Raw genomic sequence first — 24,531 nt, forward strand, 5'->3', positions numbered from 1 at the left:
ACCATCGTCACTCAAGGAGCCGGGTCATGAACCCTACCAAGTCGATTACTGAACGTGTTTGCCAGGCCATTGGTTTTGAAGGGCTGGCCTTATTGATCTGTACGCCGCTGCTGGTCTGGATCACCGGCCGGCCGGCCCTGGAAATGGGCGCGGTGACGCTGGGCATCAGCCTGTTGGCACTGAGCTGGAACGTCATTTTCAACAGCCTGTTCGACCGCCTCAAAGCCCGCCTGCAATTGACCAGCGGCGGCTGGACCCGCGTGGTGCATGCGCTGTTGTTCGAAGGCGGCCTGATCATCCTGGCGGTGCCGTTGATTGCCGCGTTGATGAAGATCAGCCTGCTGGAAGCCTTCATCCTCGACATCGGCGTGCTGTTGTTCTTCCTGCCGTACACCTATGTGTACCACTGGGGTTATGACGTGCTGCGGGAAAAAATCGTACAGCAACGGCTGCCTAGCCAAGCTTGAGCGAAGCGACAAACTCCAGAAATGCCCGCACCTTGGCGGCGGGCAAGTGCCGCGACGGGTAATAGGCGTACAACGGGAAACGCTCGTCCGGCCAATCGGGGAACAGCTCCACCAGGCTGCCGGCCTGGATCGCCGAGTCCAGGCCGAGGTCGAGCATCTGCGCCACGGCATGCCCGTGTTCACACACGCTGTATAAGGTGCTGGCGTCGTTGACCACCAAACGGCCGTTGGTGCGCACAATCACTTGCTCGCCGGGCCGGTGGAATTCCCAGGCAAACGGGCGACCGGTTTGCGAGTCGCGAAAATCCAGGCACATATGCCCGGTTTCCAGGTCTTGCGGGATCGCTGGTCGGCCGTATTGTTCAAGGTAAGTGGGGGAGGCCACGGTGAGCACGCGCACTTCCATCAGTTTGCGGGCGATCAGCGAGGAGGACTGTGGGATGCCGAAGCGAATGGCCAAGTCAAAGCCGTCGGCCACCAGGTCGCCGAGTTGGTCACGGGTGTGCAGGTCGAGTTGCAGTTGCGGGTATTGGCGCATGAAGTCGCCGAGTACAGGGCCAAGTACCAGCCGCGAAAAATACGGGTCGATGTTCACCCGCAAACGCCCGCGCACGGTGAGGGCGCTGTCGGCCGCCGAATGGGCGGCCTCCTCCAGCCCGGCCAACAGCGGGGCGATTTGCTGGTAGAAACGTCGCCCTTCGTCGGTCAATTGCACCGAGCGGGTGGTGCGGTCGAACAGGCGAATGCCGAGGCGTTTTTCCAGGCGGGAAATCGCCCGGCTGACCCCCGAAGGCGTCATCTCCAGGCTGTTGGCGGCGCGGGCAAAGCTGCCGCTGTCGACTACGGCGGCCAATACGCCCATGCCGCCGGCCAAGCCTGGATCAAAACTCATCGGTGATTGCCCGTCAGTGATCTGAAGGCATTGATGCTAGCGCAGAATGCTTACAGAAACATGCCGCCCGAGGCTTCGATGCGCTGGCCGGTGATCCAGTTGCTGCCATCGGCCAGCAGAATCGAAATTGCACCGCCAATATCGTCCGGCAAACCGGCACGGCCCAGGGCGGTGTTGTCGGCCACCATCGCATTCACCTGTGGGTTATCGCGCACTGCGCCGCCGCTGAAGTCGGTGGCAATCGCGCCGGGTGCCAGGGTGTTGACGGTGATGCCACGCGGGCCGAGTTCTTTGGCCTGATAACGCGACAGCACTTCCACGGCGCCTTTCATCGACGCGTAGGCGGCGTAGCCCGGCAGGCTGAACCGCGCCAGGCCGCTGGAGATGTTGATGATGCGCCCGCCATCGCTGATCAGCGGCAGCAGTTTTTGGGTGAGGAAAAACGGCGCCTTGAAGTGAATGGCCACCAGTTTGTCGAACTGCTCTTCGGTGGTTTCGGCAAAGCTGGCGTGAGCGCCGATGCCCGCGTTGTTGATCAGGAAATTAAAATGTTGCTGGGCGAAAACGTCTTTGAGCACCGTAGCGATTTGCCCGACAAAAGCATCGAAGCTGCCGCTCTGGCTGACGTCCAGTTGCAGCATGGCGGCGCGGCCGCCCAGCGCTTCAACCTGTGCCACCACCGCTTGGGCCTCAGTGGCGGCGCTGTGGTAGGTGCCGATGATATCCACGCCTTGTGCGGCAAGGTGCAAAGCGGCGCTTTTGCCAAGGCCACGGCTGGCGCCGGTGATGAGTGCGATTTTACGAGTCATGCGGTAGTCCTCATGGGTGATCAGTGGGACTGAGTGTATTTGTCCGCCTATAACGTGATAAACAGGCTGATATCGGAATCACTGGCCGGATAAGGCGAACAATCCCATGAACAAACTTGAGCTACTGCGCACCTTCGTGCGCGTCACCGAGCTGTCGAGTTTCACCCGGGCCGGCGAGAGCCTGGGCCTGCCACGCTCCACCGTGTCCGAGCACGTGCAGGCGCTGGAAGCATTGCTGGGTGCGCACCTGTTGCAGCGCACCACGCGCACCGTGCAAGCCACCCAGGACGGCCGCGTGTTGTATGAGCGCAGCAAGGATTTGCTCGCGCACATGGAAGAGCTCGAAGGCCTGTTTCGCCAGGACGAAGCGCAATTGGCCGGGCGCATTCGGGTGGATATGCCCAACGCCATGGCGCGCGGCCTGGTGATGCCGCAGCTGCCGTCGTTCATGGCGCGCCACCCGCTGGTGGAGATGGAAATCAGCAGTTCGGATCGCCAGGTCGACGTGATTGCTGAAGGCTTTGATTGCGTGGTGCGCGTGGGCGCGCAGCCCGATCAAAGCGTGGTTGCACGCAAGGTGTGCAGCATGCCGATGGTCAACTGCGTAAGCCCAGCCTACCTGCAACGTTATGGCGTGCCCGAAACCATTGCCGACCTCGCGCAGCATCAACTGGTGCATTACGTGCGCCCGCTCGGTGCGCGCTCGGCCGGGTTTGAATACCTGCTGGGTAACAAGGTGCAGCGCGTGGCCATGGCCGGGCGCGTGACCGTCAGCAGCACCGATGCCTACCAGGCGGCGTGTCTTGGCGGCTTGGGGATTATCCAGGTGCCGCTGCTCGGCATTCGCGATTTATTGGCCAGTGGCGAGTTGGTTTCGGTGTTGCCGGACTACCTCGCACCGCCGCTGGACGTCTCTATGCTCTACGCCGGCCAGCGGCATTTGCCGTTGCGGGTGCGGGTGTTCATGGAGTGGCTGGCGGCTACCTTGCAGGCGCGTATTTAACGCCGAGCCGACAACTGTTGCGGTGCCAGGAAGGCGTCGTGGAAGTAATCGCGGAACGCTTGCATCGCCGGGGTAAACGCGCGCTCGCGGTGCCAGGCCAGGCCGACGCTCATGGGCGTGACCGGGTCGGTGACGGTCAGGGTTTCGATGCGCTTGCCTTCCAGCGACCACGGCCGGTGCACCAGGTCTGACAGGATCGCCACGCCGCTGCCATTGGCGACCATGCTGCGCACCGCCTCCACCGAACTGGTGCGCAGCCGCACGTTGGGCGTTTGCCCGGCCTGTTCCCAGTAGCGCATGGCACTGTGCTCAGCTTCGTCGACGGTCAGCAGGATGTAAGGCTCTTGCGCCACATCCGCCAGGCTCACGGCACCGCGCTCGCACAACGGGTGATGGCTGGGCAGCCACAGGCGGCGTTCGGAGTTGAACAGGATTTCCGAGACGATATCCGCGTGAGTCAGGTTGGCGGTGAGCACCACGGCCATGTCGAACTGGCCGTCGAGCAGGCCATGTTCAATGGCCTGGCGCTCCTGCTCGAAGACGTCGATGGTCACGTCCGGGTGCCAGTGTTGCATGCGTTGCAAGTGATGCGGCAGGAAGTAACCCAACACTGTGTAGCTGGCCGCTACCCGCAATACGCCGCTGGCGCGGTAGTCGGGCAGTGGGCTGTTGAGGGCGTCGTCCACGCTGCGCACGATCACATAGGCGCGGTTGAGAAAATGCCGCCCGGCGTCCGTGAGGTTCATGCCCTGGGCCGAGCGCACGAACAACTGCACGCCGAGCATCGCCTCCAGTTCCTTGATCGCGGTGGTCACCGCCGACTGGGAGATGTTCAGGTGAATGGCGGCCTGGGAAATCTGGCCGATTTCGGCGGTGGCGACGAAGTAGCGCACTTGGCGCAAGGTCAGGGACATGGCTTTCTCCGATCGTTCCCACGCTCTGCGTGGTAACGCCTCTTGTGACGCTTTGCGTCACGCTTTGGGACGCGGAGCGTCCTGGGCTGCATTCCCACGCGGAGCGTGGGAACGATCTTTGGGTATCTGATTTTCAGAAGATGGGCCATCTGATAATAGATCTTCCCAAGGGGTCAAGCCCCAGCCTACTTTCAGTCATCTTCTTTTGGCGGAGCGACCTCGATGCAGGCAGTGGATTTCAATTCGGACATGGGCGAAGGCTTCGGCCCCTGGACCATCGGCGATGGCGTCGACTTTGACCTGATGGCCTACATCAGCTCGGCCAATATCGCCACCGGCTTCCACGCCGGCGACCCCGGCACCATGCGCCGCACCGTCGAACGCGCCAAGCAACTGGGTGTGGGCATTGGCGCGCATCCGGGCTTTCGTGACCTGGTGGGGTTCGGCCGTCGGCACATCAACGCACCGGCCCAGGAACTGGTGGACGACATCCTCTACCAACTCGGCGCGCTGCGCGAAATCGCGCGTGCCCAAGGTTTGACATTGCAACATATCAAGCCCCACGGCGCGCTTTATATGCACCTGGCCCGCGACGAAGAAGCGGCGCGGCTGCTGGTGCAGAACCTGCAAATCATCGAGCCGACGCTGTTGCTGTATTGCATGCCCAACTCGGTGATCTGGCGCGTGGCCAAGGAACTGGGGCAACCGGTGGTGCGCGAGTTTTACGCCGACCGTGAGTACGATTTAAGCGGGTCCATTGTGTTTACCCGCAATGTGCGTGCACTGGACCCTGCAACCGTTGCGGCGCGCGTCCTGCGTGCTTGTCAGATGGGCCGGGTGCGAACCGTAGAAGGCGAAGACCTGTTGATCGAATTCGACTCCATCTGCCTGCACAGCGACACGCCCGGCGCGCTGGAACTGGTGGAAGCCACCCGCGAAGCCCTGGATCAGGCGGGAATTGTGGTGACCAACGAGCGCTCCGTGTTGAACGGGCATGTTGTTGGTTGAGTAGGCTTTCTGTGGTTGGCAGGCTTGTCCTGATGAGTGGGCTTTCTGTGGCGAGCAGGCTTGCCCTGCGCTGGGGCGCGTAGCGGCCCTGAAACCATACGGCCGAGGTTTACCCGTAACTGCACGGTTGGCTGTGATGGGGCCGCTGCGCAGCCCAGCGCAGGGCAAGCCTGCTCGCCACTACAAGCCTGCTAACCACAACACAATAAGCTGCCCATCCATTTGATTTTTTGCCTGCCTTTCTACAATGATTCCAAGAGGAACAGACATGGCTGAAACCACCCCCATCCGCTACAGCTTCGGCGGTGATGAACACCTGTTTGCCGAGGTCAGCGACAGCATGTCCCTGGAGGCCTTTTTCACAGGCATGGCCGTGACCCGCGCCGTGGAGCGCCTGGCGTTGGAGGGCGTGCTGGATGTGTGCCTGGCCAATGCATCGTTCCAGATTCGCTTCGACCCCGACCGTATCGCGCCGCATGTGCTGCTCGACGCGGTGCAAAGTGCCGAAGCCCAGGCGGTGGCCGAACGCACCTTGCACACGCGCATCATCGAAATCCCGGTGCTCTACAACGACCCCTGGACCCACGAAACCCTGATGCGCTTTCGCGACCGCCACCAAGACCCCAGCGGCACCGACCTGGAATACGCCGCACGCATCAACGGCCTGGCCGATGTGGACGCGTTTATCGCCGCCCACAGTGGCGCGCCGTGGTTTGTGTCGATGGTCGGGTTTGTTGCGGGCTTGCCGTTCATGTTCCAGATGGTCGAGCGCGAGCGGCAATTGCAGGTGCCCAAGTACCTGCGCCCGCGCACCGACACGCCCAAACTGACCCTCGGCCATGGCGGCTGTTTCGGTTGCATTTACTCAGTGCGCGGCGCGGGTGGTTACCAGATGTTTGGCGTAACCCCGGCGCCAATCTACGACCCGGCGCAGCAGTTGGCGTACCTCAAGGAACACATGGTGTTCTTCCGCCCCGGTGACATCGTGCAGTTCAAACCGATGGACCGCGACGCCTACGATTTGGCGGTGGCCGAAGTGGAGGCAGGGCGTTTTGATTTGCGTATCCGCCCGGTGGAGTTTTCCCTCGATGCGTTTCTCGCCGACCCCATCGGCTATCCGAAAACCCTGCAGGAGGCGCTGGCATGATCAAGGTCCTCAAACCCGGCCTCGCCACTTCTGTGCAAGACCTTGGCCGTGAAGGTTATTACCACTTGGGCATTCCGCCTTCGGGCGCCCTGGACCAGTACGCATTGAGTGCGGCCAACCATTTGGTCGGCAACCCAGCCGGTGCGGCGGGCCTGGAGTGCACACTGATCGGCCCTGAACTGGAGTTTCGCCAGGACGCATTGGTGGCGCTCAGTGGTGCGCTGATGTCGCCGCGCCTGGATGGTGAAGTGGTGCATCAGGACACCGCTTTCCCGGTGCGCGCCGGGCAGGTGTTGCGCTTTGAGTTTCCCAAGGCTGGCGCGCGCACGTATCTGGCGGTGGCCGGTGGCATCGACGTGCCGCGGGTGCTCGGCAGCCGCTCGACGTACACCCTTGGTGCGCTCGGTGGGTTTGAAGGGCGACGCTTGCAGGAAGGCGATGAACTGCCGATCGGCGAGGCCAGCGGAACAGGCCGCGCGGGCAATAGCTTACCGATGGCCTTGCGCCGTTCGGTCGGTGGCGACGTGACCCTGCGCGTGGTGCCAGGGCTGTATTACGAGCGCCTGACGGATGCGGCAAAAAGCAGTTTTTTTGCTGAGCCGTGGACGGTGGGCTCCGAGGCGGATCGCATCGGCTATCGCTTCAAGGGCGGCAGCGCCTTGAGTTTTCAACCACGCGAACAACCGTTTGGTGCTGGCTCGGACCCCTCGAATATCGTCGACAGTTGCTACCCGATCGGTTCGATCCAGGTGCCGGCGGGGTTGGAGCCGATTGTGCTGCACCGCGATGCGGTGTCGGGTGGCGGCTACGCGATGATCGGCACGGTGATCAGTGCGGACCTCGACTTGATCGGGCAGATGCAGCCGAACCAGCGGGCGGGGTTTGTGGCGGTGACACTGGAGGAAGCACTGGAGGCGCGGCGGATCTACAAAAAGCGCTTGAAGGCCATGGCTGGATTGTTCAATCACTGACACACCCTAAAACCCATGTGGGAACAGGTTTGTGTGGGAGCTGGCTTGCTTGCGATGCAAGCGCCTCGGTCTGTCAGTTGAACCGAGGTGATGCCATCGCAGGCAAGCCAGCTCCCACCGAGGTCAGAACAATTTGGTGAACAGCCAGTACAGGCTGCCCGACAGCAAAATCGCCGCCGGCAACGTCAGCACCCAGGCCATCAGCAGATTGCGGATGGTCTTCATCTGCAAGCCACCGCCATTGGCCACCATGGTCCCTGCCACACCGGACGACAACACATGGGTAGTCGAAACCGGTAGCCCGAACATATCCGCGGCACCGATGGTCAGCATGGCCACTGTCTCAGCCGAGGCGCCTTGGGCGTAAGTCAGGTGCGTCTTGCCGATTTTTTCGCCCACCGTGACCACGATGCGTTTCCAGCCGACCATGGTGCCCAGCCCGAGCGCGATGGCCACGGCGATCTTCACCCACAGCGGGATAAAGCGTGTGGACGCGTCGATCTGGTCTTTGAACAGTTTCAGCTTGCCTTGGGTGTCGGCGTCGAAGTTGCCGACCTTGCCCTTGTCCATCAAGCGAATGGTTTCACTGGTCAGGTACATGTCGTTGCGCACGTTGCCGACGGCTTCAGCGGGGACTTTGGCCAGGGAGCCGTAGCCTTTCACTTCGTCACCAATCTGGCCGGCGAGGGCGGCGAGGGCCGGCACCAGTTCCGGGGTGGCTTCCTTGGTGCGCACATAGGTCGAGAGAATCGGCCGTGGGTCGCCCGGTAATACTTGTGGTGCGCTTTTCACCAGTGCCACTTGGGTCACTTCAGCCACCGCAGCAAACTGCAAGGACTGCTCGGCGGGCATGGTGCGGTTCAGCGCGTACGCCATCGGCAGCGTCCCCACCAGGATCAGCATGATCAGGCCCATGCCTTTTTGCCCGTCGTTGGAGCCGTGGGCGAACGACACACCGGTGCAGGTGGCGATCAACGCACCGCGAATCCACCATGGCGGCGGGGTGTCGCCCTTGGGGGCCTTGTACAGCGAGCGGTTTTTGACAAAGGCGCGCAGCGCCAGCAACAGCAGGGCGGCAAACGCAAAACCGATCAGCGGCGACAGCAGCAGGGCATAACCGATCTTGGTGGCTTGGCTCCAATCCACACCGCTGGTGCCATCACGCCCGTGCATCAGGGCGTTGGCGACGCCGACGCCGATGATCGAGCCGATCAGGGTGTGCGATGACGAGGCTGGCAAGCCCAGCCACCAAGTGCCGAGGTTCCACAGTATCGCCGCGATCAGCAGCGCAAAAATCATGGCGAAGCCGGCCGAGGAACCGACCTGCAAAATCAGCTCGACCGGCAGCAAGGCGATGATGCCGAACGCCACTGCGCCGCTGGACAGCAGCACGCCGAGGAAGTTGAAAAAGCCCGACCATACCACCGCAAAGTGCGGCGGCAACGAGTTGGTGTAGATCACCGTCGCCACGGCGTTGGCGGTGTCGTGGAAACCATTGACGAACTCAAAGCCCAGGGCAATCAACAGCGCCACGCCCAGCAGCAGGAACGGCGTCCAGGTGGTGACCACGGTGCCCAGTTCGGTCATGTCGTGCATCAGGCTGTAGGCGGTAAACAACAAGCCCATGGCGAGCACGGCGAAGAAAATGATCACGGTGAGCAGGCCGGGTTTTGTATCCAGCCGGGGTTTGGGGTCTGCGTGTGTGGCGGTGTTGGAAGCGGTCAGGGAAGGGGTGGCCATGCCGGAGCATCCAGTGTGGGGAGGATGGTCTTGATGATCATTGCAGAATGTTACAGAGATGCTGCGGTAGGTCAGTGTTTAAGGAATTGAGCCTACCGTTGATCTATAAACCCCCGCAAAGCTAATGTCAGAGTGCAATCAATGTGGGAGCTGGCTTGCCTGCGATAGCCATAGGCATCTACACAACCGGTTAACACGAAGTCTGTGGCAGGTGGGTTGTTGTGGCGAGCAGGCTTGTCCTGCGTTGGGCTGCGGAGCGGCCCCAGTAAGGGCAGCGCAATTTTCCTGAAAGTACTCAGTGTTTGGGTTTGGGGCCGCTTCGCAGCCCAACGCAGGACAAGCCTGCTCGCCACAGGAGAATGTGGTGGCCTTCAAAAGGCTGCGATAGCGGTGCATCAGGCAATGAACAGTTGGCTGGTAGATAGCCATCGCAGGCAAGCCAGCTCCCACAATTTGACTGTATTGCAATTCAATAGTCTTTGCGCTTACGGAACGCCCAGCGCCCGGCAATCAAGGTAAACGTCGCCACCAGCGCCACCAGGATCCAGAACCCTTCCGGGTCGGTGGAAAGCGGCACGCCGCCCACGTTCATGCCAAAAAAACCGGCGATGATATTGATCGGCAGCGCCAGCACCGTCACCACGGTGAGGGTAAACAGCGTGCGGTTGCTTTGTTCGTTGAGGTTGGCGGCGATTTCTTCCTGCAACAGCTTGATGCGTTCGCCCAGGGCCGTGAGGTCGTTGATGATCAGCGCAAACTCCTCGGTGGATTTGCGCAACTCCTTCACGTCTTCCTTTTGCAGCCACTGCGGCGGGCGGTTGAGCAGGCGCAGGAGCGAGCCCGGCTCCAGTGCCAGCAGACGTTGCAGGCGCACCAGCACCCGGCGTGCGGCACCCAGTTCGGCGCGGTTGGTGGACAGGCGCGAAGACAGTAACTGGTCTTCGATATGGTCGACGCTGATACTGGTTTTACGCACGATCTGCGTGAGCACCTCACCCTGGTCGCGCAACAGATGCACCAGCAGTTCCAGTGGCGAGCGAAAGCGTTCACCGGCCTTCACCGACGAGCGCAATTTATCCACCGAGTGCAGGGGTTGCAGGCGTGCACTCACCAGCAAACGGCTGCGGGCGCAGACCCACAGCGTGGAGATATCCGACGAAACCATGCTGCTGAAGTTGAACACCACGTCGTTGACCACCGCCAGCAAGGCCGAGTCGACGTGTTCGATACGCGTGGAGCGCGAGCCTTCGTGCAGGGCTTCGAAAAACTCGTCCGGCAATGACAGGTTGGCCTGCATCCAGCGCTCGCAGGCGGCGTGGGCCAGGTTCAGGTGCAGCCACAGGAATTCTTCCGGGTCTTGCGGCGCTTTTAGCGCGGCCAGCGCGGTCGCTGAATCAATTTGCTCGCCCTTTTCACCGGGCCGAAAACGAAAACCGTAAAGCAAGCCAAACAGATCGGGATCCTGGTGGCTGTGGTCGATGCTGTGGTTCATGGAGGCTCGCAGAGAAAGCGCCTGTAGGACGTTTCACAGGTTCGCGTGGGCGAATCATTGCAAGGCGGGATGACGATTTTGTGACAGTTTGAAAACTCGCTCAGCGGGTTTCCAGGCGCAGGCCTGCGCTTTGTCGGTGTAATTTGATCAACCCTCCGTGATGGCTGGCGAGCAGGCATAAAAAAACCGCGCCACTTTAAACGTGGCGCGGTTTTTTTAAACGATGACTCAGGTGTCCAGTTTGTCTTCCAGCACGGCGCCGGTCTTGGCGTCGAGCTTCACTTCAAACCGTTTGCCGGCGGTGTCGGTGAGGTCAACTTCGTAGACCAGCACACCATTTTTGTGGTCCAGCTCGGTGTCAGTGATGCTGGCACCGGCGTGTTTGGCCACGGCGGCGGCGTTGAGTTTTTCGAACGGCATCACGGCGCCGGACTTGAGCAAACCTTCAATGTGGTCCGGGCGAACATCCGCCTGGGCCAACCCGGCAGTCAGGGTCAAGGCGGTGGCAGCGAACAGGGCGGTCAGGGTTTTCATGGTGTGTGTCCTTCTTCGGTGAGCTGTTTAAGTGGCCTCAGGTTATCCAGCGCAACTTAATTCACCCTTAATTAATTCAAACGGTTGCGCCGTTTGTTCAATTCGCTGCGTGTGGAGGGTTGCATGCTGGGGGCTCACTGGAAGGGAGACTCGGATGAAACGTTTAGTGGCTTGGCTGTACGCGCCTGTATTCCTGGTGGGTTTTTTAGCTTGGGGGCTTTGGAAGCCCGGTTGGCTGGTCGTAGTGTTTGCGACAGCCGTCGCCGTGTCATTTGTGATGGAGCAATGGCTGCCCTATGAGCCGCAATGGAATCGCAGCCTCGGGGATCGGCGCCGGGACACGCTCCACGCGTTGGTCAACGAGAGCCTGAATGCCCTGGGCCTGTTGATTCTACCGGGGCTCACGGCCTTGCTGGCGTTCGAAGGCATTTGGCCGCGTGGCTGGCCGGTGTGGGCACAACTGCTGTTGTCGATTGTGTTGGCCGATGCCGGCATTACCCTGATGCACTACGCCAGCCACCGTATTGCGCCGCTCTGGCGCCTGCATGCGGTACACCACAGCGTGCAGCGGCTGTATGGGTTCAATGGGCTGATGAAACACCCTTTGCATCAGATGCTGGAGGCGACGGCGGGCCTGTTGCCGCTGGTGCTGCTGGGGATTCCTGTGGAGGTTGCGCAGTTGCTGGCCCTGGCAATTGCGATCCAGCTGTTGTTGCAACATTCCAACGTCGACATGCGTTTAGGGCCATTGCGTTGGGTATTTGCCTGGGCGCCGGTGCATCGTTTTCATCACATGAAGTACGGGCGCGCCGGGGATGTGAATTTCGGTTTGTTCTTCAACCTGTGGGACTGGCTGTTGGGCACGGCGTTTTATCGCGAGCACTATCAGATGGGCCCTGGCGACCTGGGCATTGGCAGCCGGCCGAATTTCCCGGTGGCCTATGCGGCGCAGATACGTGACCCGTTCATGCCGGCGCGCTTGAGCAAAGAACCGCCTTTGCCGGACGCGCTACGTTAGCAGCCGCACGTCCAACTGACGCAATGACGCGCCGGCCGTCACGCCAAACAACTGCTTCATGGTGCGCGAAAAATGTGCCGAGTCGGCAAACCCCGCAGCGTGGGCGGCCTCGGTCAACGTGTTGCCGCCAAGGGCCACTTGCAGCGCCACACGCAAGCGCCGCCATACCACCAGGCGGCGCACGGGCACGCCCAGTTGATGGGTGAACAGGCGTTCCAATTGGCTTAATGACAGGTGTGCGGCGTGGGCCAGTGCCTGGGCTGAAACCTTGCCGGCAAGCTGTTGATCCAGGGCCGACAGTGCCCGTTCCAGGCGCGGGTCGACGCGGGCGCGCCGGGGTAACTGGCTCAGTTGCAATTGCAGTGTCCCAAGGCATAGCTGCGCATCGAGCAGCAGATGCTCCAGGGTCTGGGTCGCAAAGGTGGCAGGTTCGGCATACAGCACCAGTACGTCACCGTCGCTGGCGAGAAGGGCGTGGGGGTATTGCGAGGGGATAAACAGGCGATGGGCCGTGGTGACACGGCCATCGAGGCTGACCGTGACCGGTTTGCCGGGGCAGAGCATCAACTGATGGGCATAGTGCGCATGGGGCGCGGTACGCCCCAGCTCGCCGAAGATCAGGCCGTAGTCATGCCCCAACCACAGGCGACCTGACCATTCGGGTTTCACTCAGTAGCCGTTGTCCTTGAGCAGGTCCTGCACGCTCGACGAAGGCCAGCGCTTGTAGAACTTCAGCAGTTCGGCGGCGCGGTTGGTGAAGATGCCGTCCACGCCGGCTTTCATGACTTTTTCGAAGTCCACGGGCTCATCGACGGTGTAGACGTGCACCAGCAGGCCTTTGTCGTGGGTCAGCTTGTTCATCTCAGGCTTCACCAGGTCGGTGTAGCTCTGGTCACCGTGGTTGGTCAGCTCGGCCGAAGGGCCGGTGCCGATGGCGCCGAGGCTCTTGGCTTCGTCCACCCACTTTTCGAACTCGGCGGCGTCTTTTGGCTCTTGCTTGGCGTAGTAGGCGGCCTTGGTGGTTTCGCCGGACTCAGCGAAGGTTTGTGCCGATTTAGGCTCGATGCTGCCTGGGCCAACCCACAACAGCAGGATTTTCGGGGTGTTGGGCATTTCTTTCTGCAGCTCTTTCAAGCTGTCTTTTTCAAACGTCTGCAGCACCACGCGGCCTTTGCCCTGGCCCACGCCGGTGTTGCTCTTGCCCAGCTTGGAACCGGCGGAGCTCAACCAGCCTTTATCCAGCAGCTTGTTTTTCAGGTCGGCTTCGATGCCCGGGAACTGCTTGGGCTCCTTGGTCTCGATGTACAGGCCTGGTTTGTGCTGCGGGTTGCCTTCGGCGATCTTGATGATCTCGTCCAGGCTCTGGATTTTCAGGCCAACAAACGCCGGGCGGGCACGGTCCGGGTAAGCGGCGTTGAACCAGCTGCCGGCGTCCAGGGTGCGCAGTTCGGCCCAGGTGAACTCGTTGGCCGGAGCGTCTTTGCGCTCGGGGAACTTGGTGGCCACGTCGGTGGTGCGTTGCAGGTTGTTGTCGTGCAGGGCGAACAGTACGCCGTCTTTACTGCGCTGCAGGTCCATTTCCAGGTAGTCGGCACCCAGGTCGCGGGCGAGCTTGTAGGACGCCGCGGTGGATTCGGGGGCGTCGTAGGATGCGCCACGGTGAGCAATGACAGCCGGGTACGGAATGCCTTCGTTTGTCGCCATTTCAGCCGGGCTGATCGGGTCGGCAGCCTGTGCCTGACCAAGGCCGAGCATCAGAGCGAGCAGCAGGGCGCTCTTGGTAAACGTGACAGGCATATGCGAAGTCCTTTCGTGGAGGTAACTTTGAGAAGGCGTCCTTTTTAACAATTGATTGCGAAAGGCGCTATCACCAAACCGACATTAAGGTACTCACGAGGCATTTTTGTGGGTTTTTTTGTGCTGCGTTGCAGTATTCTTGGCCAAAGCTGCCCCGTTAGAGGGCAGTAATTTCTGCCACGCGTGTAAACCATCTTTCCAGTCCCTGTGGGACTTTTCAGTGAGGTTTACCATGCGCATCACTTCCGAGCTTATCTGCCAGGCCGCCGACCAACTCCAGGGTTTTGTCGGCCTTAACCGCAAAACCGGCCACTACATCGTGCGTTTCAGCGAAGACGCCTTCGGCATGGACGTGGCCGATGACGGCATCATCCCCACCGCCGAATTTGTCTGGCTGCCGGCCGCCGACCACACCATGACCCTGTCGCGCGAACGCCTGCAGTTGCTGCTGGACCAGAATATCGATGACCGTATCAACATCACCGAGCCGTTGCGCGTGTATATGCGCCGGGTGGAGATCCCGCAGATCAGTGCGTTGCGCAGTTTGGTGAGCTAGGTCCAGGTAAGTGGAGAGCAACCTGTGGGGCTTGCTCGCTAAGGCGGCCACCTGCTCGATCACCATTGTCCTGAGACACTTCGGTCTAATTGTGGGAGCTGGCTTGCCTGCGATGCAGACACCTTGGTGTATCAGGCACACAGAGTTGATGCTATCGCAGGCAAGCCAGCTCCCACAGGTTTTTGCAGGGGGCTTGAGGCTGTGTTTCAACGCTCGAAGCTGTAAGCCCGCTCCACCTTGCACACGCGGGTGTGAAACGCCGAATACCAACTGGCGCGGCCTTGCTCGCGCACTTGGCTGTGTTCGGTTTGTTGCTTCCAGGCCAAAATCGCTGCTTCGCTTTCCCAGTAGGAAACGGTGATGCCCAAGCCGTCTTCCCGCGCCGACTCAACACCCAGAAACCCCGGTTGTTCGCGCGCCAGTTCCAACATACGGTTGGCGGCCTGGCTATAACCTTGATCGCCTTCGGTACGCAACGAGCTGAAAATCACGGCGTAATAGGGCGGGGCGGGTGTGGTGGCGATCATACCGATTGCGCCTGGCAGGCTTTGAGCAGGGCAACCGCCAGTGGCGGCGTAATTCCTTTAAGTGCCGCGCGTTCGGGCTGAAACAGGGTGGCGACGAAAAACGGATGGCCCAGCAGTTCGACGGCACGCAGATCGCCCGCCGAATCGTGGCCGCTGGGGATCAGGTCGCCCTCGAGTAATGCCTGGGCGAACTCGGGGTTGATGCCGTAGCTGCAACGGTAACCTTCCTCCGTTTCCAGGCTGGCGTAAGCCTCGGCGATACGTGTGTAGGGCGCCAGGCGGATGCTGCCGGTGGCTTCGACCAGGGAACACGCAAGCGGCGTGATAACCGCGCGCCTGGCCTCGGGCGCCAGTTCGCCATGCTCCGCATCCGCCCAGCCCAGCACGTTGCGGGCATATTCGATGACCGCGTGTTGAAAACCACCGCAGGTGCCCAGGAATGGGCGTTTTTGCTCGCGGGCAAAACGAATCGCCCGCAGTGCGCCGTCGGCATCACGGTAGGGGCTGGCGGGCACGCACCAGAAGCCGTCGAAGGCATGCAGTTCGGTGGCCGGGGTGATCGAGTCGGTCTCCAGCCAGTGCAACTGCACGTTCAGGCCCAAGGCGTCGGCAGCCTGTTGCAGCGCCACGGGGATGGCCTGGTGGGCCGTTACGTCGGGGTTGTAATCACCGATCAGGGCGAGGTGCAGGGTGGTGGTTTTCATCGTGTACTTCCCATGGCTTGTGGTGTCCTGGGGCGCACTATAGATTGGCGCTCACGCAATCAAAATTGGCGTTTGCCCACATGCTCAATGCAGCCACGCACTATCAGCTCGATTACCCGGACCTGTCGCTGATTCTCGCGCTGGTGCGTGGCGGCACCTTGGCGCGGGCGGCGGCGCTGCTGCGGGTGGATGTGTCCACGGTGTTCCGTGCCGTGCGACGGCTGGAGGCGGCCCTGGGACAGACCTTGTTCGAAAAGAGCCGTGCCGGCTACCTGCCCACCAGTTTGGCCAGCCACCTGGCGCAGCAGGCCGAACAGGCCGAGCAAGCGCTGGAAGCGGCGCGCATCGGGGTGGAGCAGGGTGGTGAAGTAATCAGCGGCACCGTGCGCCTGACCTGCACCGACTCGGTGCTACAGGGGTTGCTGCTACCGGCGCTGGCGCAGTTCATGCCGGCCTACCCGGCGTTGACCCTGGAGTTGAGCACGTCCAATGATTTTGCCAACCTCAGCCGCCGCGACGCGGACATTGCGCTGCGCCTGACCAAGACGCCGCCGGAGCATCTGGTTGGCCGCCGACTGGGCACTGTGGCCTATCAGGTGTGCGCCAGCGCGGGTTATGCCCGCCAAAACCAGGGGCGTGAGTTGGCCGAGCTGGCGTGGATCGCGCCGGATGACTTCTTGCCCGATCACTCCACCGTAGCCTGGCGGCGTGAACACCTTCCGGGTGTGCGTCCCAGTTATCGCTGTAACAGCATGTTATCCGTGGCCGAACTGGTACGCGCAGGGCTGGGCGTGGCGGCGCTGCCGGACTTTCTGTTGGAGGACGGTTTGCAACCACTCGGCCCCGCGCTGGCGGGGCGTGATACGGCGCTATGGCTGCTGACACGCCCGGACTGCCGGGCACTGCGCTCGGTGGTGACCTTGTTTGATGAGTTGGGGCGGCATATTCGGCTGCCTTGAGCTGGGCTATCAACCAAGGGCGAGAAGGTAACTGTGGCGAGGGAGCTTGTTGTGGCGAGCGGGCTTGCCCCGCGTTGGGGCGCGCAGCGGCCCCAAAACCAGACGCCGCGGTTTTTGCTTTAAGTACCGCATCGACTTTACTGGGGCTGCTGCGCAGCCCAACGCGGGGCAAGCCCGCTCGCCACAACAAGCCCGCTTGCCAGCCCCAGGAGAGTTCCTCTGGGTAAACGTCTCAGGGTTTTCGCACAAACTGCTCATGCATTTCGCACGTCAACGTCTCGATACGCTCGGTCAGTTGCTTGGTCATTTCCGTCAGCCGGGTGTTCTGCTCCAGCAACTCCAGTAACTGTTTGGTGGTTTGCGCGGCCTGGGCCTGGCGTTCGGTATTGGCAATGGCCAGGGCTTCGCGGTGTTGCGCATCGGCGTCGGACTGGGCTTTGTCGCGGGCGGCCTGGCGTGTCTGGGCCAGCAGGATCAGCGGCGCGGCGTAAGCCGACTGCAGGCTGAACGCCAGGTTGAGCAGGATGAACGGGTACACGTCAAAATGCGTGACGCCGGTGATGTTCAGCACCACCCACACCACCACGATCGCGGTTTGCGCGCCGAGAAAGGTCGGCGTGCCAAAGAAGCGTGCGAAGGCTTCGGCCTTGAGGGCAAAGGTGTCGTTGCCAAAGGTCGGCGCCAGATGGGCGTGGCCGCGGTGGAAGCGCAGGTGATCGACAGGTACGGCGTCTGGCTTGTCGGGGGTCATGGCGGGCTCGAATCCTAAGCGTTAAGACAAGCTAGCACTATAGACCGCGCCCCCCGACACACACATGAAGAACCGGTCAGGTGTTGCCGCGCTCGTTGGCGAACGCGCTCACCGCTTGCACCGCCTCGGTGGTGCCTTCGCGAATCTGCAGGATCACCGTGCCCGCACGGTTGGCCAGGTCGACCCCCAGCGCCGCGCGGTCGCGGGTGCTGTCCATGCTCTCGATGGCTTGGCGGGTCTCGTCCTGGATCATCGCGATCATGCTGGAGATTTCCGCCGTCGAGCCGCTGGTGCGGGCTGCCAGTTGCCGCACTTCGTCAGCCACCACGGCAAAACCACGGCCTTGCTCACCCGCGCGTGCCGCCTCGATGGCGGCGTTGAGGGCCAGCAGGTTGGTCTGGTCGGCGATCCCGCGAATGGTGTTGACGATGGCGGTGATCTGCTGCGAACGCTCACCCAGCTTGGCGATCAGTTGCGAGGAGGTGTCGATGTCGGCGGCGATTTCGCGCATGCCACTGGCGGTTTGCTGAATCACGTCGGCGCCTTTTTCGGCCACATCCCGGGTATTCAGGGAAATATGGTAAGCCTGGGCCGCGCTGGCGGCGTCGGCTGCGTGCTGTTGCACCCTGGCGGTGACGTCAGAGGCGAACTTGACCACTTTGCACAGGCGCCCGCTGGCGTCGTACACCGGGTTGTAGTTGGCTTCGAGCCACAGGGTCTGGCCGTGTTTATCAACGCGCTCGAACTGGCCGTTGAACAGTTCGCCCTGGTTCAAGCGTTTCCAGAACTCGGTGTACGCCGCGCTGTTGGCCAGCTCCGGTGTGCAGAACATGCGGTGATGTTTGCCCTGGATCTGCGCCAGGCTGTAGCCCATGCGCTGCAGAAAATTGTCATTGGCGGTGATGATGGTGCCGTCGAGGTTGAATTCGATCACTGCCATGGCACGGTCGATGGCGCCCAGCTTGGCGTTGGCTTCGCTTTCGGCCTGCAGGCGCGGGGTGACATCCATGGCGTACTTCACCACTTTGATCACTTGGCCCGTGTCATCGCGCACCGGGTTATAGCTCGCTTCCAACCATACTGACTGGCCATTGCCGGCCAGCCGCTCAAAGGTGCCGGACTGGAAGTGGCCATTGCGCAAGTTCGTCCACAACTGGTTGTACTCGGCGCTGCGGGCGAACGCGGGTGTGCAGAACATCCGGTGTGACTGGCCCAGGATCTGCTCGGCGCGGTAGCCCATGGTCTTGAGGAAGTTGTCATTGGCACGCAGCACGCTGCCTTGCAGGTCAAACTCGATAACGGCCATGGAGCGCTCAATCGCGTCGAGAAGGCTGGCCTGCTGGGCATTGGTGTGTTGCAGGGTACTGATGGTTTTTTTATGGGCGTTAAATAGCATGTTCGAGGGCTCGGGGAAGCACGCGTCAGAGGTATCCATGAATAGGCGCCTGACCCCGTATGGCCCTGGGCCTTACGGTTGACTTGCTCATTGTCAGCTTCCTGGTGCTGACAGAGGGGGCGGAACAAGGGGTTCAGAGTGATCAGCCTGCCAAGAAGTTCGCCGTTAGGGCAGGACCATTTTTGGGCAGGCGACCAGTGGCGGCATTATGCTATCGCTGCGAGGCGCGGGCGGAAGATTCAGACGAGGTGTTATCGGACAACTCAAGCGGAATGGGCGACCACGTAATCGCTGACATTCACCCGGTTACGCCCGGTTTCCTTGGCTGTGTACAGTGCACGGTCCGCCGCGTTGAGCCACATCGCGGCATCGCTGAACAGTGGCTGGAAGTCGGCCAGGCCAATGCTCAGGCTCACGCGCAACTCCGGGATCTGGGCATTACGATAGTTGCCGAATGTTTCGCGCATGCGTTCCATGACTTTTGCGGCTTCTTCCAGCGGCATTTGCGGCAAAATCACACAGAACTCATCGCCGCCATAGCGGCCGGCCAAGTCGTTTTCCCGCAGGTGCAGGCGCAACTCCTGGCTGAGTTGGCGCAACACCGCATCACCGACGATATGGCCGTAGGTGTCATTGATCTGCTTGAAGTGGTCGATGTCGATCAGCGCGATAGTGGCGTGGCTGCTTTGCTGCTGGCACTTATGGAACTTGAGGTTCAACAGGTCTTTCCACGAGCCATGGTTGAGCAGGCCGGTGAGGCTGTCGATACGGCTCAGGGCGCTGAGGGCGCGTTTGTGTTCCGAGAGCTTGATCGCCAGTTGGTAGCAGACCATACCGATGGCCATCGGGTAGAGCGTCAGCATCGGCAGGCAGGTGTAGACCTGGCTTAGGCTGACATTGGGGTTGAACTTGACCCCGAACAAACCCCACGCCACCGCGATACCAGCCGCTTGCGCCAGCAGCCCGCGCAGAAACAGGCGTTTACCGCCGGCCGCGACATTGTTCATGGTCATCATCGACAGCACGGTCACGGCCGTCAGGGGCGTGAACTGGGTGGCGGCGGCCCAGAAACCACCGAACAACGAGTCATAGAGCAGGTTGCGCTGTTCAGCCTGATAGGGAAACTGCGAACGGGTCGAGAGCTGATACGCCACATGCGCCCAGGCATAGCCATTGAACAGCAGGAACGCCCACACCCAGCCCGGCATCGCCAGGGGATAAAGGGCGCCGGCCACACTGATACAACCGATACCCAGGCCGATGATCCTTGGCTTGTAGATACGTCTGGCAAATGAAAGCCCTTTGCCTCGTCTGTTTTCCATAATGTTCCGGGTCAGCTCTGTTTTGCGGGTACGACAACGTGCGTCAGCGGGTAGAACCGTTGATCGGATATTAACGGTGAATATTGTCAGTTATTCGCGTGGGAATAATCAGTGTCCTTCCAGGCCATTTGCGCAGCACAGCGTGGGAATACGCCAAAAGCGACCTGGAATGTCGCGTCTGTAACAGGGTTTACTGCGGCCTTGGTGTGCGCACTTCGTAACCGGCCAGGAACAGGTCGATGGCTGACTCGATCACGCTGGCCTGGCAGGCGGCGTCGAGCACAGGTTGGCCCAGGGTGATCTGCGGCCAGAACGCGAATGCCTTGAGCAGGCTTTGTATCTGGTGGGCGGCGAAGGCGGGGTCAGTGCAGGACAGCCGGCCGTCTTCCTGCGCGGCGCGCACCCATTGGGTGAAGCCTTCTTCGCGCTTGCTCAGGCGGTTGACCATGTCTTGTGCGCGTTCCGGCGAATGGATGGTGGCGGCAATCGCGACACGGGCCAGGTCGAGGAAGTTGGCGTCCGACATCATCAGCATCTTGGCCTCCAGTAGCCCGCGCAATTGTTCGCGCAGCGGGCGGTCGCTGGCGTAGCTCACGTCCAGTTGGGCAACGCTGCTGGCCCACAACTGGTGGAGGATTTCGGCAAACAACTCTTCCTTGCTGGGGAAGTGGTTGTACACCGTGCGCTTGGAAACGCCGGCGGTGGCGGCGATTTTGTCCATGCTGGTGACCTCGAACCCATTCGCGCGGAACTCGGTAATAGCGGCTGCCACAATGGCTTCGCGTTTACGATCGGTGAGGCGCAGAGGTGCAGTCATGGTCGGCTCTAAGGCTCTAAAAGGAAATTACACTCGGTAGTTTACTTGCTCAGGGTTTTGTTGCAATCTAGAAACTACACTGTGCAGTGTAGTTAGTCTTCGCAGTGTCTTTTATGAGCCGACCCCGGAGTCACTCTGCAATGGCCACGATTTCAACCCGTCTCGACCCCGCGCCGGCTGCGCCAAAGACCGCCGAGCAAGCGCCAGGGCAATTCAGCAACGATGCTCCAGTGCAGCACGGTGGTTTTGGCAAAACCTTGCGCATTTTCTGGAACATGCTGTTCAACAAACCACGCAGCACACGCCCGGTAGGCAAGATCCCGGTGCAACCGCTGACGCGTGAGCAGTTGTTGGCAGCACCCGATCACAGTGTGTTTCGCTTGGGGCATTCCACTGTGCTGCTGAAAATGCGCGGCAAGTTCTGGGTCACTGACCCGGTATTTGCCGAACGTGCCTCGCCTTTCAGTTGGGCTGGGCCAAAGCGCTTTCATCAGCCGCCGATCAGCCTTGAAGAGTTACCGCCTCTGGAAGCGGTGATTCTTTCCCACAATCACTACGACCATCTTGACCGCAATGCGGTGATCCAACTGGCCGACAAGACCCGCTATTTTCTTGCGCCGCTGGGCGTGGGCGACACGCTGGTCAAGTGGGGTGTGGATGCCAGCAAAGTCCGGCAACTGGATTGGTGGGCAGGCACCGAAGTCGAGGGCATCCGGTTTATCGCCACACCGGCCCAGCATTTTTCCGGGCGTGGCCTGTTTGATGGCAACCAGACCTTGTGGTGTTCCTGGGTGATGATCGACGGCGCGCGGCGGATCTTTTTCAGCGGCGACACCGGTTATTTCGACGGCTTCACACGCATCGGTGAACAATACGGCCCGTTTGATCTGACGCTGATGGAAACAGGTGCTTACAACGTCGACTGGCCCCATGTGCATATGCAGCCTGAGCAAACCCTGCAAGCACACATCGACCTCAAAGGCCGTTGGCTGCTACCGATCCACAACGGCACTTTCGACCTGGCCTTCCACGCCTGGCACGAACCGTTCGACCGCATCATGGCCCTGGCCTGGGAGCGCAACGTGGCGATTACCACGCCGGCGATGGGGCAGGCGTTCAGCCTGAACCAGCCGGAGCGCGGGCATGCGTGGTGGCTGGAGGTGGAAACTCAAGGTGTAAAAGAACACGCAGCGGGTTGAAACGTTGCCGCCTGGAAAAAGGATTTTCAGGGTGTTTCAGGACTGCGACAAACGCCAGATGAGAGTGCGATGATCCCGCGCAATCAATTGTCGGAGGTCGGGTTTTGATGGAAAAAAACTGTAGGGAGCATTGGCGATCAGGGATGCCGTGTCGCCCAGGGCTTTCCTTGCCTGTGACGGAGGAGGCGGGCAGCGTGGAGCCCGCGGCCGAGTCCGTTTATGCTAAACCCGAGAATCTGAGCCGCGCAGGTATCGTCTTCGGCGCGGCGCAAGTGGTTGGCGCGGCGCCCATTCCTGGCTACAACGCGCCGGCCCTACCGGCAAGATCTGCGCGGGATCCCGCGTTATCACTCGCAGCTTTAAGCGGTATCGACCCTACTGGGCCGGTCATGGTGGAAGTCCCCCTGGTACTGAACAACACCAGCTTCACCGCTTCACAGATGCTATCGGGTTGGCGTATCGGGTTCGCTGACCGCTATGTGCAAGGCGGTCATCGCGAGGCCGTCGAACACAGCGAAGCCTTGTGTGCAGCCTTCGACCTTCTGCGCCAGGCCGGTGCGCACTTGGTGCCAGTGGACGCGCGTCGTGAAGACAGCAGCCTGCAATTTTCCCTGCAAAGCAATGAAATCGACGACCTCATGACCGCGCATCGCCTGGATGCGCTGGTTTCTGGCAGCGAGAGCGTCGCGTTTCATCGTGCCTGCATCAGCGGCTATCCGTCGCTTTGCGAACCGTTGGGAGATGGGGCGAAACTGTGGTTTTACGGCGCACAATGGTCGCGTGATGCATTGCCGCTGTTGTTGCATGCCTATCGCCAGGTCAGCGCCTGCGCGTCAAAGAACTCGTAACAACTACAGGAAGTGCTGAACCCTCCTACGATGTGAGCAGAGACTGCCTGAGGGTCTTGAACCCCTGGGGTTTTTAGAATGGCGGACTTGATCCCGCATGAATTCTGAACTCAGGAGAGACCTTTATGACGGTTGCTTACAGCATCTATTCGATGATTCGCCAGGCTGCGCAAACCTTGCCGGCGCAGACCTCGCCTGTAGTAGAAACGCCAATGGCTGCAAAGCACGTGGCGCCAGAGACTGCATACGCAAGCGTTCGCGAACTGGGCGAACAAATGGCTCGGCCGCACGGGCTTACGTCGGTTGATCTGGTGAACTTCCTGCAAGAGCGTATCCGCACGCTGGACCCTCAACTGTGCTCCGTCATCGAACTCAACCCTGAGGCACTCGAGGTCGCGCGCGAACTGGACCGTGAACGCGCCAGTGGCAAGGTGCGCGGCCCGTTGCATGGCGTACCCATTTTGCTCAAGGACACCATCGAAACGACTGGCATGCAAACCAGTGCAGGTGCGTTTGGTCTTGTGGGGGCGGCTGCCGGCAAGAATGCTGCTCTTGTCGATTACCTCATCAAGCAAGGGGTGGTGATCCTGGGTAAAACCAACATGAGCGAACTGGCCGGCTTTCGCGGTGGCCCCGATGGCTGGAGTAGCCGGGGAGGGCAAACCCTTAACCCTCACCGTGCGGATGCCGACGTCGGTGGCTCCAGTTCGGGGTCTGCTGCAGCGATAGCGGCCGGGCTGGCACCCCTGGCGGTCGGTGCAGAAACCAATGGTTCGATCATCGTACCGGCGGCGCTCAATGGTGTGGTGGGGCTCAAACCCAGCGTTGGCTTGTTGGATCGCAACGGGATTATTCCCGCCAGCCGCCGACAAGACACACCCGGCCCCATGGCTCGCTCGGTGTATGACGTTGCGTTGATGCTCAATGCCATGTCCGGCAGTGACCCTGGCGATCCCGAAAGCCTGGGCGCCCCTCAAGGCATCGACTACACCAAACTGCTGGTGCCAGGCGCGTTGAAGGGCAAACGTATCGGTTATCCCGCGACCTTTACGTTCAACGGTGAAAGTTTGCCGGTGGACAACAGCCCGCAATTTAGCAAGACACTGCAAGTACTTCGTGAGCAAGGCGCTACGTTGTTACCGATCAACCTGCGGCTGGCAGATGCTTCACGCTACGACGAACTGTTGCTCTCGGATGTAAGGGAAGAACTGAATGCCTACTTGGCCAAGCGTCCGGGCCTGCCGGTCACATCATTGGCCGAGCTGATAACATTCAATGAAACCCGTGATGGTACTGAGACGGATCACCAATCTGTACTCAAGAAGGTCAACGCTGCCGCCCTTACGCCGCAGCAACGCAAAACGCTGTGGGATGCGCTTATCCAGGATTTTCGCAGCAGCGTGGATGACCCGATCAAGGAGAAAAACCTGCATGCCATAGTGTCGGACTACGATACCAACAGTTACTTCGGGGTTGCCGCAGCAGGTTACCCAGGGGTCACCGTACCTTCTGGGACGAGTGAGGACGGCCTGCCTACCAGTGCCTACTTCTTCGGTACTCGCTGGTCGGAACCCACCTTGCTGGCAGTGGCTTATGGGTACGAGCAGGCGGCCCAAGCCGGTGTAAAACCCGAGCTTTAAATGACGCGCTGCGTGCTGCA

General features: G+C 60.9%; 25 protein-coding genes and 1 pseudogene. 11 read left to right on the forward strand and 15 right to left on the reverse strand.

Translation table 11 applies throughout. From position 1 onward, the window contains the following. The first annotated feature begins 26 nt into the window (after positions 1 to 26). Positions 27 to 467, forward strand: a complete 441-nt coding sequence (locus ACQY47_RS21270) for a multidrug/biocide efflux PACE transporter (protein ID WP_177033286.1) — start codon at positions 27 to 29, stop codon at positions 465 to 467. Here the strand turns inward: ACQY47_RS21270 and ACQY47_RS21275 are convergent. Together ACQY47_RS21275 and ACQY47_RS21280 are read right to left on the reverse strand one after the other, a co-directional pair. Further along, positions 454 to 1,359 carry a LysR family transcriptional regulator gene (locus ACQY47_RS21275; protein WP_186618137.1) on the reverse strand — a complete coding sequence of 302 codons (906 nt, stop codon included), beginning with the start codon at positions 1,357 to 1,359 and terminating at the stop codon, positions 454 to 456. The genes ACQY47_RS21270 and ACQY47_RS21275 overlap by 14 nt on opposite strands. Positions 1,360 to 1,409: 50 nt before the next feature. Next, on the reverse strand, positions 1,410 to 2,168 hold the full coding sequence (locus tag ACQY47_RS21280) for an SDR family NAD(P)-dependent oxidoreductase (protein WP_017137888.1): 759 nt from the start codon (positions 2,166 to 2,168) through the stop codon (positions 1,410 to 1,412). 106 nt (positions 2,169 to 2,274) lie between these two features. Between ACQY47_RS21280 and ACQY47_RS21285 the strand changes: the two genes are divergently transcribed. Then, positions 2,275 to 3,171, forward strand: a complete 897-nt coding sequence (locus ACQY47_RS21285; RefSeq protein WP_428551604.1) for a LysR family transcriptional regulator — start codon at positions 2,275 to 2,277, stop codon at positions 3,169 to 3,171. Here ACQY47_RS21285 and ACQY47_RS21290 read toward each other — a convergent pair. Next, complete coding sequence (locus ACQY47_RS21290; protein ID WP_017137886.1) at positions 3,168 to 4,085, reverse strand: LysR family transcriptional regulator; 918 nt, start codon at positions 4,083 to 4,085, stop codon at positions 3,168 to 3,170. The genes ACQY47_RS21285 and ACQY47_RS21290 overlap by 4 nt on opposite strands. A 222-nt stretch (positions 4,086 to 4,307) precedes the next feature. Here ACQY47_RS21290 and ACQY47_RS21295 point away from each other — a divergent pair, with 222 nt between their 5' ends. The 3 genes from ACQY47_RS21295 to ACQY47_RS21305 all read left to right on the forward strand — a co-directional run bounded on the left by ACQY47_RS21295 (position 4,308) and on the right by ACQY47_RS21305 (position 7,211). Then, positions 4,308 to 5,093: a 5-oxoprolinase subunit PxpA gene (locus tag ACQY47_RS21295; protein WP_138452965.1), complete on the forward strand. Its 786-nt coding sequence runs from the start codon at positions 4,308 to 4,310 to the stop codon at positions 5,091 to 5,093. 268 nt (positions 5,094 to 5,361) lie between these two features. Continuing rightward, the gene (locus tag ACQY47_RS21300) at positions 5,362 to 6,240 is read left to right on the forward strand and encodes a 5-oxoprolinase subunit B family protein (RefSeq protein ID WP_017137884.1); all 879 of its coding nucleotides are present in this window, start codon (positions 5,362 to 5,364) and stop codon (positions 6,238 to 6,240) included. Next, on the forward strand, positions 6,237 to 7,211 hold the full coding sequence (locus tag ACQY47_RS21305) for a biotin-dependent carboxyltransferase family protein (RefSeq protein WP_428551609.1): 975 nt from the start codon (positions 6,237 to 6,239) through the stop codon (positions 7,209 to 7,211). Before ACQY47_RS21300 ends, ACQY47_RS21305 begins: the two co-directional genes overlap by 4 nt. Before the next feature lie 123 nt (positions 7,212 to 7,334). Here the strand turns inward: ACQY47_RS21305 and ACQY47_RS21310 are convergent, their stop codons facing one another. The 3 genes from ACQY47_RS21310 to ACQY47_RS21320 all read right to left on the reverse strand — a co-directional run bounded on the left by ACQY47_RS21310 (position 7,335) and on the right by ACQY47_RS21320 (position 10,977). Beyond that, positions 7,335 to 8,951, reverse strand: coding sequence for an inorganic phosphate transporter (locus ACQY47_RS21310; RefSeq protein WP_017137882.1), 1,617 nt, complete (start codon positions 8,949 to 8,951; stop codon positions 7,335 to 7,337). A 469-nt stretch (positions 8,952 to 9,420) separates the two neighbouring features. Beyond that, entirely contained in the window at positions 9,421 to 10,443 is a 1,023-nt protein-coding gene (locus ACQY47_RS21315) for a transporter (protein ID WP_017137881.1), read from the reverse strand. Between the two features lie 228 nt (positions 10,444 to 10,671). Then, positions 10,672 to 10,977: a PepSY domain-containing protein gene (locus tag ACQY47_RS21320; protein WP_017137880.1), complete on the reverse strand. Its 306-nt coding sequence runs from the start codon at positions 10,975 to 10,977 to the stop codon at positions 10,672 to 10,674. A 154-nt stretch (positions 10,978 to 11,131) separates the two neighbouring features. On the opposite strand from ACQY47_RS21320, the gene ACQY47_RS21325 reads away from it, so the two are divergent. Further along, entirely contained in the window at positions 11,132 to 11,995 is an 864-nt protein-coding gene (locus tag ACQY47_RS21325) for a sterol desaturase family protein (protein ID WP_138453571.1), read from the forward strand. Here the strand turns inward: ACQY47_RS21325 and ACQY47_RS21330 are convergent. Both ACQY47_RS21330 and ACQY47_RS21335 read right to left on the reverse strand, forming a co-directional pair. Beyond that, positions 11,987 to 12,664, reverse strand: coding sequence for a helix-turn-helix domain-containing protein (locus ACQY47_RS21330; RefSeq protein ID WP_428551615.1), 678 nt, complete (start codon positions 12,662 to 12,664; stop codon positions 11,987 to 11,989). The genes ACQY47_RS21325 and ACQY47_RS21330 overlap by 9 nt on opposite strands. Further along, positions 12,665 to 13,792, reverse strand: coding sequence for a glycerophosphodiester phosphodiesterase (locus ACQY47_RS21335; protein WP_285678859.1), 1,128 nt, complete (start codon positions 13,790 to 13,792; stop codon positions 12,665 to 12,667). 232 nt (positions 13,793 to 14,024) lie between these two features. Between ACQY47_RS21335 and ACQY47_RS21340 the strand changes: the two genes are divergently transcribed. Beyond that, positions 14,025 to 14,348, forward strand: a complete 324-nt coding sequence (locus tag ACQY47_RS21340) for a DUF2025 family protein (protein ID WP_056859595.1) — start codon at positions 14,025 to 14,027, stop codon at positions 14,346 to 14,348. Between the two features lie 206 nt (positions 14,349 to 14,554). On the opposite strand, the gene ACQY47_RS21345 is transcribed toward ACQY47_RS21340, so the two are convergent. Beyond that, complete coding sequence (locus tag ACQY47_RS21345) at positions 14,555 to 14,875, reverse strand: antibiotic biosynthesis monooxygenase family protein (protein WP_428551619.1); 321 nt, start codon at positions 14,873 to 14,875, stop codon at positions 14,555 to 14,557. Next, positions 14,872 to 15,579, reverse strand: a complete 708-nt coding sequence (locus ACQY47_RS21350; RefSeq protein WP_236446355.1) for a CTP synthase C-terminal region-related (seleno)protein — start codon at positions 15,577 to 15,579, stop codon at positions 14,872 to 14,874. Before ACQY47_RS21350 ends, ACQY47_RS21345 begins: the two co-directional genes overlap by 4 nt. 80 nt (positions 15,580 to 15,659) lie before the next feature. On the opposite strand from ACQY47_RS21350, the gene ACQY47_RS21355 reads away from it, so the two are divergent. After that, positions 15,660 to 16,538 carry a LysR family transcriptional regulator gene (locus tag ACQY47_RS21355; RefSeq protein ID WP_176991466.1) on the forward strand — a complete coding sequence of 293 codons (879 nt, stop codon included), beginning with the start codon at positions 15,660 to 15,662 and terminating at the stop codon, positions 16,536 to 16,538. A gap of 232 nt (positions 16,539 to 16,770) precedes the next feature. On the opposite strand, the gene ACQY47_RS21360 is transcribed toward ACQY47_RS21355, so the two are convergent. The 5 genes and pseudogenes from ACQY47_RS21360 to ACQY47_RS21380 all read right to left on the reverse strand — a co-directional run bounded on the left by ACQY47_RS21360 (position 16,771) and on the right by ACQY47_RS21380 (position 20,824). Continuing rightward, positions 16,771 to 17,289: a DUF1003 domain-containing protein gene (locus ACQY47_RS21360; RefSeq protein ID WP_099550475.1), complete on the reverse strand. Its 519-nt coding sequence runs from the start codon at positions 17,287 to 17,289 to the stop codon at positions 16,771 to 16,773. 76 nt (positions 17,290 to 17,365) lie between these two features. After that, positions 17,366 to 17,800 carry a methyl-accepting chemotaxis protein gene (locus ACQY47_RS21365; protein ID WP_395600972.1) on the reverse strand — a complete coding sequence of 145 codons (435 nt, stop codon included), beginning with the start codon at positions 17,798 to 17,800 and terminating at the stop codon, positions 17,366 to 17,368. A 114-nt stretch (positions 17,801 to 17,914) separates the two neighbouring features. After that, a pseudogene (locus ACQY47_RS21370) lies at positions 17,915 to 18,724 on the reverse strand (PAS domain-containing protein); the annotation flags it as partial. 224 nt (positions 18,725 to 18,948) lie between these two features. Further along, positions 18,949 to 20,007, reverse strand: coding sequence for a diguanylate cyclase (locus ACQY47_RS21375; RefSeq protein ID WP_428551624.1), 1,059 nt, complete (start codon positions 20,005 to 20,007; stop codon positions 18,949 to 18,951). A gap of 190 nt (positions 20,008 to 20,197) precedes the next feature. Next, positions 20,198 to 20,824 carry a TetR/AcrR family transcriptional regulator gene (locus tag ACQY47_RS21380; RefSeq protein ID WP_017137871.1) on the reverse strand — a complete coding sequence of 209 codons (627 nt, stop codon included), beginning with the start codon at positions 20,822 to 20,824 and terminating at the stop codon, positions 20,198 to 20,200. A 140-nt stretch (positions 20,825 to 20,964) separates the two neighbouring features. On the opposite strand from ACQY47_RS21380, the gene ACQY47_RS21385 reads away from it, so the two are divergent. The 3 genes from ACQY47_RS21385 to ACQY47_RS21395 all read left to right on the forward strand — a co-directional run bounded on the left by ACQY47_RS21385 (position 20,965) and on the right by ACQY47_RS21395 (position 24,511). Next, entirely contained in the window at positions 20,965 to 22,023 is a 1,059-nt protein-coding gene (locus tag ACQY47_RS21385) for an MBL fold metallo-hydrolase (RefSeq protein WP_428551628.1), read from the forward strand. 389 nt (positions 22,024 to 22,412) lie between these two features. Beyond that, positions 22,413 to 22,871, forward strand: a complete 459-nt coding sequence (locus ACQY47_RS21390; RefSeq protein ID WP_017137869.1) for a hypothetical protein — start codon at positions 22,413 to 22,415, stop codon at positions 22,869 to 22,871. Between the two features lie 125 nt (positions 22,872 to 22,996). Continuing rightward, a complete protein-coding gene (locus ACQY47_RS21395) occupies positions 22,997 to 24,511 on the forward strand; it encodes an amidase family protein (RefSeq protein WP_428551631.1) in 1,515 nt (504 codons plus the stop codon). The last annotated feature ends 20 nt before the right edge of the window (positions 24,512 to 24,531 follow it).

The organism is Pseudomonas edaphica, from assembly GCF_965277385.1.
GTDB lineage: Bacteria > Pseudomonadota > Gammaproteobacteria > Pseudomonadales > Pseudomonadaceae > Aquipseudomonas > Aquipseudomonas edaphica.